Annotated in this window: 12 protein-coding genes and 2 pseudogenes; 5 read left to right on the top strand and 9 right to left on the bottom strand. The window is 75.8% G+C overall.

Features of this window, described 5'->3' with window-relative positions:
* Positions 1-6: 6 nt before the first annotated feature.
* The 3 genes from BD833_RS07445 to BD833_RS07435 all read right to left on the bottom strand — a co-directional run bounded on the left by BD833_RS07445 (position 7) and on the right by BD833_RS07435 (position 4,154).
* Positions 7-918, bottom strand: coding sequence for a deoxyribonuclease IV (locus BD833_RS07445; protein ID WP_243737514.1), 912 nt, complete (start codon positions 916-918; stop codon positions 7-9).
* Between the two features lie 13 nt (positions 919-931).
* Positions 932-2,920, bottom strand: coding sequence for a Stk1 family PASTA domain-containing Ser/Thr kinase (pknB, locus tag BD833_RS07440; RefSeq protein WP_166532505.1), 1,989 nt, complete (start codon positions 2,918-2,920; stop codon positions 932-934).
* An 82-nt stretch (positions 2,921-3,002) separates the two neighbouring features.
* Positions 3,003-4,154 (bottom strand): alpha-hydroxy acid oxidase, encoded by a 1,152-nt coding sequence (locus BD833_RS07435; protein ID WP_166532504.1) that lies wholly within the window; start codon positions 4,152-4,154, stop codon positions 3,003-3,005.
* Positions 4,155-4,167: 13 nt separating this feature from the next.
* Here BD833_RS07435 and BD833_RS07430 point away from each other — a divergent pair, with 13 nt between their 5' ends.
* The 3 genes and pseudogenes from BD833_RS07430 to BD833_RS23395 form a co-directional block, all read left to right on the top strand.
* On the top strand, positions 4,168-4,491 hold the full coding sequence (locus BD833_RS07430) for an Rv2175c family DNA-binding protein (protein ID WP_166532503.1): 324 nt from the start codon (positions 4,168-4,170) through the stop codon (positions 4,489-4,491).
* Between the two features lie 43 nt (positions 4,492-4,534).
* Positions 4,535-4,900: a lycopene cyclase domain-containing protein gene (locus tag BD833_RS07425; protein WP_166532502.1), complete on the top strand. Its 366-nt coding sequence runs from the start codon at positions 4,535-4,537 to the stop codon at positions 4,898-4,900.
* A pseudogene (locus BD833_RS23395) lies at positions 4,798-5,106 on the top strand (hypothetical protein); the annotation flags it as partial. The gene BD833_RS07425 and the pseudogene BD833_RS23395, both read left to right, overlap by 103 nt.
* On the opposite strand, the gene BD833_RS07415 reads toward BD833_RS23395, so the two are convergent.
* From BD833_RS07415 to BD833_RS07405, 3 genes are read right to left on the bottom strand one after another with little or no spacing between them, the layout of a single operon-like run.
* Positions 5,103-6,056, bottom strand: a complete 954-nt coding sequence (locus BD833_RS07415) for a phytoene/squalene synthase family protein (RefSeq protein ID WP_208092413.1) — start codon at positions 6,054-6,056, stop codon at positions 5,103-5,105. The pseudogene BD833_RS23395 and the gene BD833_RS07415 sit on opposite strands and share 4 nt — an antisense overlap.
* On the bottom strand, positions 6,053-7,564 hold the full coding sequence (gene crtI / locus BD833_RS07410; protein ID WP_243737513.1) for a phytoene desaturase family protein: 1,512 nt from the start codon (positions 7,562-7,564) through the stop codon (positions 6,053-6,055). The genes BD833_RS07415 and crtI overlap by 4 nt, the downstream gene beginning before the upstream one ends.
* Complete coding sequence (locus tag BD833_RS07405) at positions 7,565-8,692, bottom strand: polyprenyl synthetase family protein (protein WP_208092412.1); 1,128 nt, start codon at positions 8,690-8,692, stop codon at positions 7,565-7,567. It abuts the gene before it with no gap.
* A 203-nt stretch (positions 8,693-8,895) separates the two neighbouring features.
* Here BD833_RS07405 and metF point away from each other — a divergent pair, with 203 nt between their 5' ends.
* Complete coding sequence (gene metF, locus BD833_RS07400) at positions 8,896-9,807, top strand: methylenetetrahydrofolate reductase [NAD(P)H] (protein WP_166532500.1); 912 nt, start codon at positions 8,896-8,898, stop codon at positions 9,805-9,807.
* A 775-nt stretch (positions 9,808-10,582) separates the two neighbouring features.
* Here the strand turns inward: metF and BD833_RS23390 are convergent.
* Together BD833_RS23390 and BD833_RS23385 are read right to left on the bottom strand one after the other, a co-directional pair.
* Positions 10,583-11,122 carry an HNH endonuclease signature motif containing protein gene (locus tag BD833_RS23390; RefSeq protein ID WP_341770587.1) on the bottom strand — a complete coding sequence of 180 codons (540 nt, stop codon included), beginning with the start codon at positions 11,120-11,122 and terminating at the stop codon, positions 10,583-10,585.
* Positions 11,077-11,820, bottom strand: a pseudogene (locus tag BD833_RS23385) (DUF222 domain-containing protein); the annotation flags it as partial. The pseudogene BD833_RS23385 and the gene BD833_RS23390, both read right to left, overlap by 46 nt.
* A gap of 194 nt (positions 11,821-12,014) precedes the next feature.
* On the opposite strand from BD833_RS23385, the gene BD833_RS07390 reads away from it, so the two are divergent.
* Entirely contained in the window at positions 12,015-12,398 is a 384-nt protein-coding gene (locus tag BD833_RS07390) for a hypothetical protein (protein ID WP_166532499.1), read from the top strand.
* Between the two features lie 46 nt (positions 12,399-12,444).
* Here BD833_RS07390 and BD833_RS07385 read toward each other — a convergent pair whose 3' ends face one another.
* Complete coding sequence (locus tag BD833_RS07385) at positions 12,445-13,260, bottom strand: lipase family alpha/beta hydrolase (protein WP_166532498.1); 816 nt, start codon at positions 13,258-13,260, stop codon at positions 12,445-12,447.
* Positions 13,261-13,290 lie beyond the last annotated feature (30 nt).

Raw genomic sequence — 13,290 nt, 5'->3', positions numbered from 1 at the left:
GGCGGCTCAGCCGGCCGCTGGGTCGCCGATCAGCGAGTTCAGCAGCTTGATGTCGGCGGCGTGGCCGCCGCACGGGTCGCCGTCGCGCAGGCTGGGGGTCTCCACGACCATCGGGACGCCGGCGGTGGTGCGGTGCCGCACGAGCTCGGCGAACGGGCCGGTGCCGTAGGGCCCCGCCCCGATGGTGCCCGTGCCGATGGTCGTGTGCCGGTCGCGCTTGGAGCCGCACTCGTCGAGGGAGTCGTTGACGTGCACCAGCCCCAGCCGGCCGGCGCCCACGGTGGCCTCCAGGGCATCCAGGGTCGCGGCCATCCCGCCCGGGACGGCGAGGTCGTGCCCGGCGGCCCAGGCGTGGCAGGTGTCGAAGCAGACGCCGAGCAGCGGGTGGTGCTCCAGCGCGGCGAAGTACGGGCCGAGGTCCTCGACCGTGGCGGCCAGCGCCTTGCCGCCGCCCGCGGTGGGCTCGATCAGCAGCCGGGGCCCGGCGGGGTCGGCCGCCTCGAGCACCGGCAGCAGCCGTTCGCGCAGCTGGCGCAGGGCCGCCTCGTACCGGTCCTCGCCGACGGCCGACCCGGCGTGCACGACGACGCCCTGGCAGCCCAGCTGGGCGCCGCGGCGCAGGTTGTGCGCGATCGAGGCGACCGACTGCCCGACGGTCGCCTCGGTGGGCGAGCCGACGTTCACCAGGAACGGCGTGTGGATGAACGACGGCACGCCGCGCTCGGTGCAGCCGGCGGTGAACAGCGCGTCCTGCTCGGGGTCGCCGTCGGTCAGCTTCCAGCCGCGCGGGTTGCCCACGAAGACCTGCACCGCGCGGGCGCCGACGGCGTCGGTGTAGGCGAGCCCGCCCTTGGCCAGGCCGCCCTTGATCTGGATGTGCGCGCCGACGGGCGGCACACCGGGGGAGGTGTTCGTCACGGGGGAGGGCTGCCTATCCGAAGCTGAGCAGGATGGTGACCGGCGTGCCGCGCTCGACCGTCTCCCCGGCCGCCGGGCTCTGCCGCAGGACGCTGTTGCCGAAGAAGCGGGTGGCCTCCACCTGGAGGCCCGCGGCCTGCAGGATCGCGGTCGCCTCGTCACCGGACTTGCCGACGACGTCGGGCACGGCGACCAGCGGGACGCCGGCGGAGACCTGGATGCGGACCGTGCTGCCGAAGGGCACCGGGCCGGCCGCCGGGCCGGGGTCGACGGCCATGACCTCGCCGACGTCGACGGCGTCGCTGCGGCCGTCCTCGATCCGCTCGACGAGGAAGCCCTGCGACTGCAGGTTGCTGGTCGCCTGCTCCGGCGTCTGGCCGGTGACGTCGGGCACCGCCACGGGGGCGCGGCCCTGGCTGACGAACGCGGTGACCACCTGGTCGCGCTTGAGGTCGGCGCCGGCCGGCGGGTCGAACCGGACGACCGACCCGGCCGGGACGTCGTCGTCGTACTCCTCGGCCCGGGTGAGCTGCACCGGGACGTCGTTCTGGATGGTCGCCTCGACCTCGTCGATGGGCCGGCCGACCAGCTCCGGCGGGATCGTGTACCGCTCCTGGCCCTTGGAGACGACGACGCGCACGTCGGTGCCGCGGATGAACTCGCCTCGGGCCGGGTCGGTGGAGATGACCACCCCGTCGGGGACGGTCTCGCTCCACTCCTGGACCACCGGGTCGGGGTCCAGGCCGGCGCTCTGCAGGAGGTCGATGGCGGCGGCCTCCTCCTTGCCCACGAGCGACGGGACGTCGGTCCAGCGGCCCTCGCCCAGCCACCAGCCGACGGCGCCGATGGTGATGGCCAGCAGCACCACGACGGCCACCGCGAGCCGGGCGCGGCGCCGGCGGATGTGGTCGGGGACCCCCGGGCGCGGCCGGGCCGGGCCGGGCCGGCGGCCGTGCACGTCGGTGGTCGGGCCGGCGCCCATGCCCGGCAGCGTGCTGGTCTGCCCGTTGCGGGTGGCGCGGTTGCCGAGCACCTCGGTGCGCGGGGTGCCCGGCGAGCTGGGGTGGCGGGGACGGCTGGGCCGGTTGGTGGGGCGCAGCGTGTCGGGGCGGGCGGCGCTGCGGCCGGTCGGCACGGGCACCGGCTCGATCCCGAGGTCGCGGCGCGCGTCGGCGAGCTCGGCGAGGAACGCCCCGGCGTCCACGGGCCGGCCGGCGGGGTCGCGCCGCGTGGTGCGGGCGACCAGCTCGTCGACCTGCCAGGGCAGCCCGGGGACCTCCGCCGACGGCGCCGGCACGTCGTGGTGCACGTGCTGGTACGCCACGGCCAGCGGGGTGTCGCCGCCGAAGGGCGGGTGCCCGGTGAGCATCTCGAACAGCACGATCCCGGCGGCGTAGATGTCGCTGCGGGCGTCGGCGCGGCCGCGCTCGAGCTGCTCGGGGGAGAGGTAGGCGACCGTGCCGATGAGCACGCCGCCGGTCTGGCTGGTCTGCCCGGTGCCGACGACGGCGCGGGCCAGGCCGAAGTCGGCCACCTTCACCACGCCGTCGACGCCGATCAGCACGTTCTCGGGCTTGATGTCGCGGTGCACGATGCCGGCGCGGTGCGCGGCGGTGAGCCCGGCCAGCACCGGCTCGAGGACGGCGAAGGCCTCGGCGACGGTGAGCCGGCCGCGGGCGCTGAGCAGGTCGCGCAGCGTGCGGCCGCGCACCAGCTCCATCACCAGGAAGACCAGCCCCTGGTCGCTGCCCTGGTCGCTGACGCCCACCACGTTGACGTGGCTGAGCATGGCCGCGGCCCGCGCCTCGCGGGTGAACCGGTCGACGAACGTGGGGTCGTGGGCCAGGTGCTCGGCCATGACCTTCACCGCGACGGTCTTGTGCAGCCGCAGGTCGGTGGCGGCGTAGACCGTGGACATGCCGCCGCGCGCCAGCCGCTCCTCGAGGCGGTAGCGCCCCTCGAGAACGAGGCCGACCACGGGGTCGGTCACGGCGGTGTCCACCCTGCCGAGTGTAGGAGGGGTAGCCGTTCCCCGGGCCCAACCACGCGGGTCGGGAGGCCCCTGGTACGGCTGGTGCGCGTGGTCAGGTGCGCCGGATCACGCCGGCCGGGGTCACGGTGTCCCGGGGGAGCGCACGGACGTCGGGCAGCCCGCAGAGGACCATGGCGTGCGCCAGCTCGGCGGTCAGCCCGTCGATCACGCCGGCGACGCCGCGCTCGCCGCCGGTCGTGAGCCCCCAGGCGATCGGCCGGCCCAGGAAGACAGCCGAGGCGCCCAGCGCCAGCGCGGTGAGCACGTCGGAGCCCGAGCGGATGCCGCCGTCGGCGTAGACCTCGGCGTCGTCGCCCACCGCGTCGACCACCTCCGGGAGGGCGTGCGCGCTGGCGACGCACGGATCGGCCTGGCGTCCGCCGTGCGTGGTCACCCAGACCGCGGCGGCGCCGGCCTGCACGCAGCGGACGGCGTCGTCGCCCCGGAGGATGCCCTTGACGACCACCGGCAGCCCCGACACCTCGCCGAAGCGGGCGATCGCGTCGAAGGTCCAGGTGCCGGTGGCCAGGCCGTCCAGCGTCGGCTCCTCGCCCTCGGGCGGCCGGTTGGCCATCCGGACGCCGGCGCGGTGCACGAAGTCGTGCCCCATGTCGCGGCGGCGGCGGCCGAGCACCGGGACGTCGACGGTGAGGACCAGCGCCTGGTAGCCGGCGTCCCCGGCGCGCCGGGCGAGGTCCTCGGTGTGCCGGTCGGAGTGCAGCCGGTACAGCTGGAACCACCGCGGGCTGCCCGGGGCGGCCTCGGCGACCTCTTCCAGGCTGTTGTTGGCGCTGGTCGACACGGTCATGAGCGCGCCCGAGGCCGCGGCGGCGCGGGCGGTGGCCAGCTCGCCGTCGGGATGGGCCATCGCCTGGTAGGCCCACGGGGCGATGCCGATCGGCGTGCCCACCGCCGCCCCGAGCAGCTCGGTGGCCAGGGACGCCTCGGTGACCCCGCGCAGGACCCGGGGCCGCAGCCGCCACGAGCGCCACGCCGCGGTGGCCTCGCGCATGGTCGTCTCGGTCTCCGCGCCACCGGCGTAGTAGTCGTAGGTGGGCTGGGGGAGCAGCTCCCGCGACCGGGCCTCCAGGGCCTCCAGGTCGAGGTACGGGGGCTCCAGGCCGGGGTCCTCGGCGACCTCCGCGCCGCCGTCGGGCTGCGGCTGTCCCGGCACCGGGCTGTCGGCTGGTCCGATGGTCGCCATAGGCTCGCATCCTATGGACACGTTCACCCCCGCCGAGGTCGCCCAGCTGCTGGGCACGTCGCCGAACCGGGTCCGGCAGCTGCTGCGCGACCGGAAGCTGATGGCCGTCCCCGGCAGCGGGAACGGGAAGATCCCCGCGGCATTCGTCCAGGACGGGGTGATCCTCAAGCACCTGCCAGGCCTGCTGACCGTGCTGAAGGACGGCGGCTTCAGCGACGAGGAGGCATTCGACTGGCTGTTCCGCGAGGACGAGTCGCTCCCCGGCACCCCGGTGCAGGCGCTCCGGGACGACCGGCACACCGAGGTCACCCGCCGGGCGCAGGCGCTGGCCCTCTGAGCCGGGTGCATCCGGGCGTGCGGCGGGGACGGAAGCCGGTTCCGTGGAGCAGCTGACCTACCTGGCCCTGCTGGCCGGCTGCCTCCTGGTCACCGCGCCGCTGGAGCTGGTCCTCGGGGTGCGGGTCTACGCCCGCTGGCGGCGGCTGTTGGTGGCCGTCGTGCCGGAGTTCGTGGTCTTCGTCGTCTGGGTGCTCTACGCGATCGCGCAGGGGCACTGGGACTACTCGGCCACCCGCACCCTCGACGTCCGGCTGCCCGGGGGGATCCCGCTGGAGGAGGTGCTGTTCTTCCTCGTCGTCCCGCTGTGCTCGGTGCTCGCGCTGGAGGCGGTGCGCAAGGTGACCCGCTGGGACGCCGGGTACCCGGCCGAGGAAGCGCTGCCACCCGGGGAGCGGGTGGGCCGGTGAGCTACTCGGCGCTGGCCGTGCTCGCGGTCGTCGGCGTGCTGGTCGTCGACCTGGCCGTCTACCGCACCCGCATGGTCACCCGGAAGGTGTTCTGGACCGCCTACGCGATCGTCATCACCTTCCAGCTGCTGATGAACGGCGTGCTGACCGGCCTGGACGTCGTCACCTACGACCCGGGCACCATCTGGGGCCCGCGGATCGCCTACGCGCCGGTGGAAGACCTGCTCTTCGGGTTCGCCATGGTGACCCTGACCCTGGCCAGCTGGGCGGCGGTCAACCGGCGGGCGAACACCGCCAGGCGGCGCGGCCTGGACACCGACACCCGCCCGTCCAGCACCCGGTAGTCCGCGCGCTCGATCTCGGTGAGGATGCCGCCGTAGAGGTCGGTGGCGGCGCGCACGCAGTCACGGGACTCCGGTGCGAGCAGCGGCGTCCCGGGGGCGGCGTCGTCGTACCGCCGCCGGACGATCGCAACCATCTCGCGCATGAGCGCGGCGAACCGGGCGTCGTGCCGCCGCTCGACCAGCTGCTCGCGGGTCACCCCGTGCGCGGCCATGAGGTCGGCGGGGAGGTAGACCCGCCCGCGGTCGGCGTCCTCGGCGACGTCGCGGAGGAAGTTGGTCAGCTGGAACGCCTCGCCGAGGGCGATCGCGTGCGGCGCGGCCTCCTCGCGGGCCACCCCGGGGGCGGTGCCCAGCACCGGGAGGACCTGCAGCCCGATCACCGACGCCGAGCCCCACATGTACCGGTCCAGCGCGGCCAGGTCGGCGTAGCCGGTGACCTCCAGGTCGCTGGTCATCGCGGCCAGGAAGTCGACGAGGTGCTCGACGGGGATGTCGTACCGGCGGTAGGTGTGCACCAGGGCGAGCCGGACCGGGTCGTCGGACCAGCCGGTGTCCAGCTCGGCGAGGACGGCGCGGGACCACTCCGCCAGGTCGCCCTCGGGGTCCGCGCCGGGCACGTCCACCAGGTCGTCGGCGACCCGGGCGGCGGCGTAGAGCGCGTGCACCGCCGGGCGCCGGTCGGGGGTGAGCAGGCGCGTGGCCAGGTGGTAGCTCTTGCCGTGCTCGGCGGCGATGGCCGCGCAGTGCCGGTACGCGGCGCGCAGCCGCTCCTGCCGGTGCGCCTGGGTGCCCGGGGGCCGCAGGGCGGTCACCGGCGGACCTGCCCGGTGATGCGCTCGGCTGCCAGCCGGCCGCTGATCAGCACCATCGGGACGCCGACCCCGGGCTGCACCGAGGAGCCGGCCAGCACCACGTTCTCCGGACCCCGGCGGGGGAGCGTCGGCGTGCGGAACGGCCCGGTCTGGCCGAACGTGTGCGCCAGCGCGAACGGGGTGCCGGCGGCCATCCCCTGCGCGGCCCAGCTCAGCGGGGTGTCCATGTGCTCCACCTCGATCGCGTCGGTGACCCCGCTGAACCCGCGGCTCTCCAGCGTGGCCAGCAGCTCCTCGCGGTACCGGGGGCCCAGCGCCGTCCAGTCCAGCTCGGGGTTGCCGCCGCTGTGCGGGTCCAGGTTGGGCGTCGGCGCCACCACGCTCAGCACCTGGCCGCCCTCGGGCGCCAGGCTCCGGTCGGTGACCGAGGGCATGCTGATCAGCAGGCTCGGGTCGCTCATGGGGCGGCCGTCGCGGGTCAGCTCGTCGAACACCTGCTCCCAGGCGTGGCCGAAGCTGATCGTGTGGTGCGCCTGGCCCGGGAGCTCGGCCCGGACGCCCAGGTGCAGGGCGACGCAGGAGGGCGAGTAGACCGGCCGCCGCGGTCCGCGCAGGCCGGGCACCAGGGTGTGCGGGGCGTCGGTGGTGACGACGACGGCGTCGGCGGGCAGCCGCTCACCGTCGGCCAGGACCACGGCGTCCACCCGGTTGCCGGACGTCGACAGCTCGGCCACCGACGCGCCGTACCGGACGGCCACCCCGGCGTCGGCGGCCGCCGCGGCCAGGGCGCGGGGCACCGCCGCGATCCCGCCGGCCGGATGCCACACGCCGGCGCCGATGTCGAGCTGGGCGATGACGGCGTAGGCCGCGATCGCCCGGAACGGGCTGACCCCGGCGTAGAGGGCCTGGAAGCTGAACAGCCGGCGCAGCCGGTCGTCGGCGAAGTACCGCCCGACGTGCCGGGAGAGCCGGCCGAAACCGCCCCGCCGGGCGAGCGCGACGAGCTCGGGGCCGAGGAGGTCCAGCGGGGAGTCGAGGTTGCGGTCGATGAAGGTGTCCAGCTGCAGCCGGTACAGCTCGGCCAGATCGGCCAGGTACCGGCGCAGGGCGTCGGCCTCGACCGGCCCGCAGAGCGCGGCGACCTCCGCGGCGAACGCGTCGGGGTCGGCGTGCACGTCGAGGTGGGTGCCGTCGGCGAACTGCGCCCGGTAGCTGGTGTCCAGGCGGCGGAGGGGGAGCCGGTCCTCGAGCCGCTCGCCCACCGCGGCCAGGGTGTCGGCGACGATCTCGGGAGCGGTGAAGACCGAGGGGCCGGTGTCTAGGGCGTACCCCGACTGCTCCACGCGACCGGCCCGCCCGCCGGGGCCGGCGGCGCGCTCGACGAGCGTCACCTCGCGGCCGGCGCCGCGCAGCCGGAGGGCGGCGGCCAGCCCGGCCAGGCCGGCGCCGACGACGACGACGTGGTCGGTGCGGCCGGGAACGCGGCGCATCGTCTGGCGGAGCCCCATCTAGGCGGTGCGGCTGGTGGCGGCGACCGCGAGCGCGTCGAGGGCGGCGCGGGCGTCGTCGGCGATGGGCGCCTCGGCGATGGCCTCCCGGGCGAGGGCGGTGCGCCGGGTGATGCGCTCCTCCACCCGGTCGCGGGCGCCGGTGGACACCAGCAGCTCGCGCAGGGCCTCGAACTCGTCGGCGCCGGCGTCGGGGTTGCCCAGCAGCTGGTGCAGCAGGCGCCGGCCGGCGTCGTCCGCGGCCTCCTCGGCGAGGGCCACCAGCAGGGTCTGCTTGCCCTCGCGCAGGTCGTCATCGGCGGACTTGCCGGTGACCTCGGGATCGCCGAACACGCCGAGCAGGTCGTCGCGCAGCTGGAACGCCTCACCGAGCGGGAGGCCGATGGCGGCGCACGCCTCCACGACCGCGGGGCCGGCGCCGGCGATGGCCACGCCCAGCTGCAGCGGGCGCTGCACGGTGTACCCGGCGCTCTTGTAGCGGGCGACGGTGAGCGCGCCGTCGGGGCCCGGGAGCCCGCCGGCGGCGCGGAGCAGGTCGAGGTACTGCCCGGCGGTCACCTCGGTGCGCATGGTGTCCCAGACGGCGCGGGCGCGGCCCAGCGCCGCCTCGGAGATGCCCGAGCAGCGGAGCATCTCGTCGGACCACACCAGCGCCAGGTCGCCCACCAGGATCGCCGCGCCGACGCCGAACAGGTCCTGGTCGCCGGAGAAGTTGTGCGTGGTGTGCCGGTCGGCGAAGCCGATGTGCGTCGTGGGCCGCCCCCGGCGCGTGCCGGCGGCGTCCATGACGTCGTCGTGCACCAGGGCGCTGGCGTGCACGAACTCCAGCGCGGCGACGGCGCGGAGCACGGCGTCCTCGTCCTCACCGCCGCCCGGTCCCTGACCCCGGGCGCCGCGCCAGCCCCAGTAGGCGAACGACGGGCGCAGCTTCTTGCCGCCCTCGGCGACGGCGCAGACCTCGTCGACCACCGGGACCAGGCTGGGGTCCATGCCGGCCAGTGTGGCGCGCTGCTGGTCGAGGAAGTCGGTGAGCGAGCCGGCCACGGCGGCGCGGATCCGGTCGAGGTCGGCGGCGGCCACCGGGGACACGGGGCGGACGGACTCGCGCTCCTGCGCCCCGGCGATCATGGGGCCAGTATCGCCCAACCCGGTGGGGCACGGCTGCACGAGCAGGACTCCCGGGGTGCTCCGCTGCATCGTTCCTCCACTCGGTCGGTCTCGGGTCACGGGACTCTTCGTCTCCCGGTCCGGTCCCGGATGCACCCGTGCGGGGTCGGTCGGTGGGGACCGGCGCCGGGCCGGGTCCGCCCGCGCCCGTACCCTGGGCTGCCGTGACCCCGACCGTGCGCGAGCTGCTCGCCACCGAGCGCCCGACCTGGTCGTTCGAGTTCTTCCCGCCGAAGACGACGGCCGGGGAGGAGCAGCTCTGGACGGCGCTGCGCCGGCTCGAGCAGCTGCGCCCCTCCTTCGTGTCGGTGACCTACGGCGCGGGCGGGTCGACCCGCGAGGGCACGGTCTCGATGACCGAGCGGATCGCCGCCGAGACGACGATGACCCCGCTGGCGCACCTGACCGCCGTCGACCACAGCGTCGCCGAGCTGCGGCACGTGGTCAGCCGGCTGGCCGCGGCCGGCGTCCGCAACCTGCTGGCGCTGCGCGGCGACCCGCCGGGCGCGGACCCGCAGGCCGAGTGGGTGCCGCACCCCGAGGGCCTGCGGTACGCCGCGGAGCTGGTCGAGCTGATCCGCTCGATGGGCGACTTCTCCGTGGGCGTCGCGGCCTTCCCCGAGCGGCACCCGCGCTCGCCGGACCTCGACTCCGACATCGACATGTTCGTGGCCAAGTGCCGGGCCGGGGCCGACTTCGCGATCAGCCAGATGTTCTTCCGCGCCGAGGACTACCTGCGGCTGCGCGACCGGGTGGCCGCCCGGGGCTGCGACGTGCCGGTGATCGCCGGGGTGATGCCGGTGACCGACGTCCGGCAGATCACCCGCATCGTGCAGCTGTCCGGCCAGGCGTTCCCCGCCGACCTCGCCGACCGCTTCGCGGCGCTGGACGGCGACCGCCCGGAGGACAAGGCCGCCGTGCGGGCGTTCGGGGTGGAGGTGGCCACCGAGCTGTGCTCGCGGCTGCTGGACGAGGGCGTGCCCGGCATCCACTTCATCACCATGAACCGGTCGACGGCGACGCGTGAGGTGTTCACGAACCTCGCCGCCGGCCGGTCTCCCGACCTCACGGACTGACCGGGCCCTCCAGCAGGTCCGCGGCCCGCCCGGCGGCCCGGCGGAGCGCCACCCGCTCGGCGGCGTAGCCACCGACCACGCCGACGACCGGCAGGTTGGACAGCCCGCGGGCCAGTAGCCTCCCTTCGGACGGGCGTCGAGGGCGTCGTCGATGCGGCTCAGCAGCCGGGCCGCCCGCCACAGGGTGCGGGCGGCGCCCTTGGCGCCCCGGCGCTCCTCGCGGGGGCCGAGCGCGCCCTGCACGTAGGTCCCCTTCTCGCGGGTCATCAGCGGCTCGACGGCGGCCGCGGGAAGATTCCGGTCGAGCAGCACCCGGGCGAGCAGGGACACCCGCTCGGCCGGCGCCTCCACGCCGTGCTCGCCGGCGACGCCGAGCACCACGAGCGACTGCGCCGCGGTGCCCACCGTGTTCTGCAGCGGCAGCAGGTCGGCGAGCTTGCCGGCGAGCCGGGGGACGGCCGACACCCCGGCCGCCACCCGGGAGACCTGCTCGGCCCACCACTCGTCGCGCTCGCGCCGCGGCAGTTCCGGTGGCCGGCCCAGGCGGGTGGCCAGCGGCGTGAGCAGCCGGTCGACCCGGCGCAGGACGTCGACCACGAGGGCGTCGCTCAGGGGAGGGGCCATGGGCGGGGCGTACCCGCCGTCGCGGTCGGGTCATGCGGAGATGCACGGACGAGGCATGCCGACCGACGCGCACGGGCAGTCCAGCCCGGCGACAGCAGGTCGACCGGCTCCTGTTGACATGACGGGTGCCGGCGCCGACGGCGCGGTCCGGTCAGCCCGCGTGGGAGCAGGCGGGCTGCTCGGCTATGCGTGGCAGGACGAGGATCTCGGTGCCGTCGGGCCGGTAGGTGTGCCACCGGCCGGCGGTATCTCGTTCGATGGTGAAGCCGTGGTGGACCTTGGTGTGGTGCCGTTCGCAGAGCAGGCCCGCGTTGTCCAGGGAGGTCTGGCCGCCGTCGGCCCAGTGCAGGACGTGGTGGACGTCGCACCAGTGGGTGGGGGCGTCACAACCCGCGAACACGCAGCCGCCGTCCCGTGCCTCGACGGCCCGCCGCAGGCGGGCGGGCACGACGCGGTGGGTGCGGCCGAGGTCCAGGGGCTGGCCGTCGGGGCCGATGACGATGCGGGTGACGTTGCCGTCACAGGCCAGCCAGCGGGCGCGGGCGGCGGAGATCGTCGCCCCGAACCCGAGGCGGGCGGCGCCGGGCCGGTGGCGGGGTCGACCAGGTCGTCGAGGTCGACGCGCACGACCACGTGCGGCTTCACCGTCCGCAGCGTCGGCAGGTTCCCGGCGGCGAGGGCGTTGTCGCACAGCTGCACCAGCGCATCCGCGGACTGCTGCGCCCGGGTGCGCATGTCCCCGGCGGGGCGGGAGGCCTGCACGATCGACTCCACCGCCGCCTGCAGCTTCTCCCCACCCACGGCGTCGAGCTCGCCGCGGAAGGACAGCGACCCGTCGGCGTGCCTGGCGAACGTCAGCGACCGGCCCTCGGTCGGGTCGGGCTCGGTGCCGTCGGGGTCGAGGCGGGCCAGGTAGTGCTCGACCACCTGCCGCAGCTCCGCGTGCGGCCGAGCCGCGGCGACCTCGGCCAGGGCGGCGTCCACCCCGGCCACATCCACGCCCTGCTCCTCGGCGGCGGCGAGGCTGGCCGGCGCCGCGACCGGCGCGATCGCCTCCGCGCTCAGCGCACCCGCTGCCGCCGCCGCCGGCAGCTCGGCCAGCGCCCGACCCGAGCGCACCACCCTCGCCGCCGCACCCGGTGAGAACCGGGCGTGCCCGCGCAGCCAGGAGGCCATCGTCTTCTGCCCGTCGTGCTCCGCGGCGCCGGTCACCTCGCACTCCCGCACCACCCGCGCGACCTCCGCGGACAGCCGGTTCGACGCCACCAGCAGCCCACCCAGCTGCTCCAGCAGCTCCGGCCCGAACTTCCCACTCAGGTCCTCGTCGGCCAGCTCGTCCAGCGCAGCCGACAAGCGGCTCACCGCCCCGCACCCACCAGTCGAACGCATGTACGAAGGATACCGCCGATCATCGACGGCCGCAGCACGAATCCCCAGGTCAGCACGCCGTCCACAGATCCATGGATGGTCGTGACCGCCCTCCACCGGTCGGGCCACCACGCCGCGGAGGGGCAGCTGTTCCGAGGTCCACGTCGCTGCGGCACGATCGTCACGAGCCCGGTGCCCGACCATAGGCTGCGCCGGTGATCACCCTGGCCGCCGTCCTGGCCTGCGTCCTGCTCGCCGCTCTCGGCATCCTGCAGCTGCTGCTGCTGACCGGCCGCCCGCTGGGGCGGTTCGCGTGGGGCGGCCAGCACGAGGTGCTGCCGCGGGGTCTGCGGGTCGGCAGCGCGGTCTCCGTCCTCCTGTACGCGTTCTTCGCCGTGGTGATCCTGCAGGCGGCCGAGGTGCTGTCCGGCCTGCCCGACGTCGTGGCCGGCGTGGGCATCTGGGTGCTCACCGGCTACTTCGCGCTCGGCGTCGTGATGAACGGGATCTCCCGTAGCCGCCCGGAGCGGCTGCTCATGACGCCGGTCGCGCTCGCGCTGGCGGGCTGCTGCCTGGTCGTCGCGCTGGGACAGGCGTAGCACCGGGACAGGCGTCGCGCCGGGACAGGCTCGCGCGAGCCGGACCTCAGCCGCCCAGCCGGGTGCAGTCGTCCGCGGTGAGCTCCACCGGCTCCCCGGCGCCGAGCTGGGCATCGACGATGCCCTGCACCACCGGGTCGCCGGGCAGCTCCTGGTGGCTGACCGCCCGCCCGGCGCACACCGACTGCACGGTCAGGTTGAGCGCGCCCTCCAGGCGGGCGGAGTCCGGCGGCGTCACGACGCGGTCCTGCGCCGACCACACCGACACCCAGTCGACCCCGTCGGGGGTCTCGTCGGCGTTGAGCCCGGTGAGCAGCTCGCTGTCCGGGAGCATCTGCCGGCAGCCATCCGGGCAGCGGTCGGGCGCGAGCCGGGCGCCCAGCTGGGCCAGGTCCGTGCCGTGGTGCGGGGCGCCCAGGGTGAGCACCCGGCGGGCGACGTCGGCGTGCCCGTCGGCGACCCAGAGCCGGGCGACCAGGCCGCCGGCGGAGTAGCCCACGACGTCGACGCTGCCGCCTCCGGTGCGGGCCAGCGCCGCCGACACCGCGGCGTCGAGCGCGGCGGCGGAGGCACGCAGGTCGCCGGTCCCGTTCCCCGGCAGCGCCACCACCGAGGCGTCCCGGCCGGTGCCTCGCAGGCGCTCCGCCAGCGGTTCCAGCAACGCCGTGTTGCCGCCGTAACCGGGGACCAGCAGCACCGGGCCGGGCGGCTCCACGGCAGCGGGAGGAGCCGCCGCCGGGCCGGCGACCGAGGCGGCCGGGCGGTCTCCGCCGACCAGCAGCCCGCCGGCCAGCGCCACCGCGCCGAGCAGCGCTCCCGCCAGCAGGATCAGCAGCACACGGCGGCGGACGGCGGTGGGCATGCACCTACTGTCCCTGGTGCTGCTGGACGT

The organism is Blastococcus xanthinilyticus (genome assembly GCF_008124835.1).
Lineage (GTDB): Bacteria > Actinomycetota > Actinomycetes > Mycobacteriales > Geodermatophilaceae > Blastococcus > Blastococcus xanthinilyticus.
Note: the sequence above shows the minus strand (reverse complement) of the source record. Positions and strands in the feature narration are given on the sequence as shown.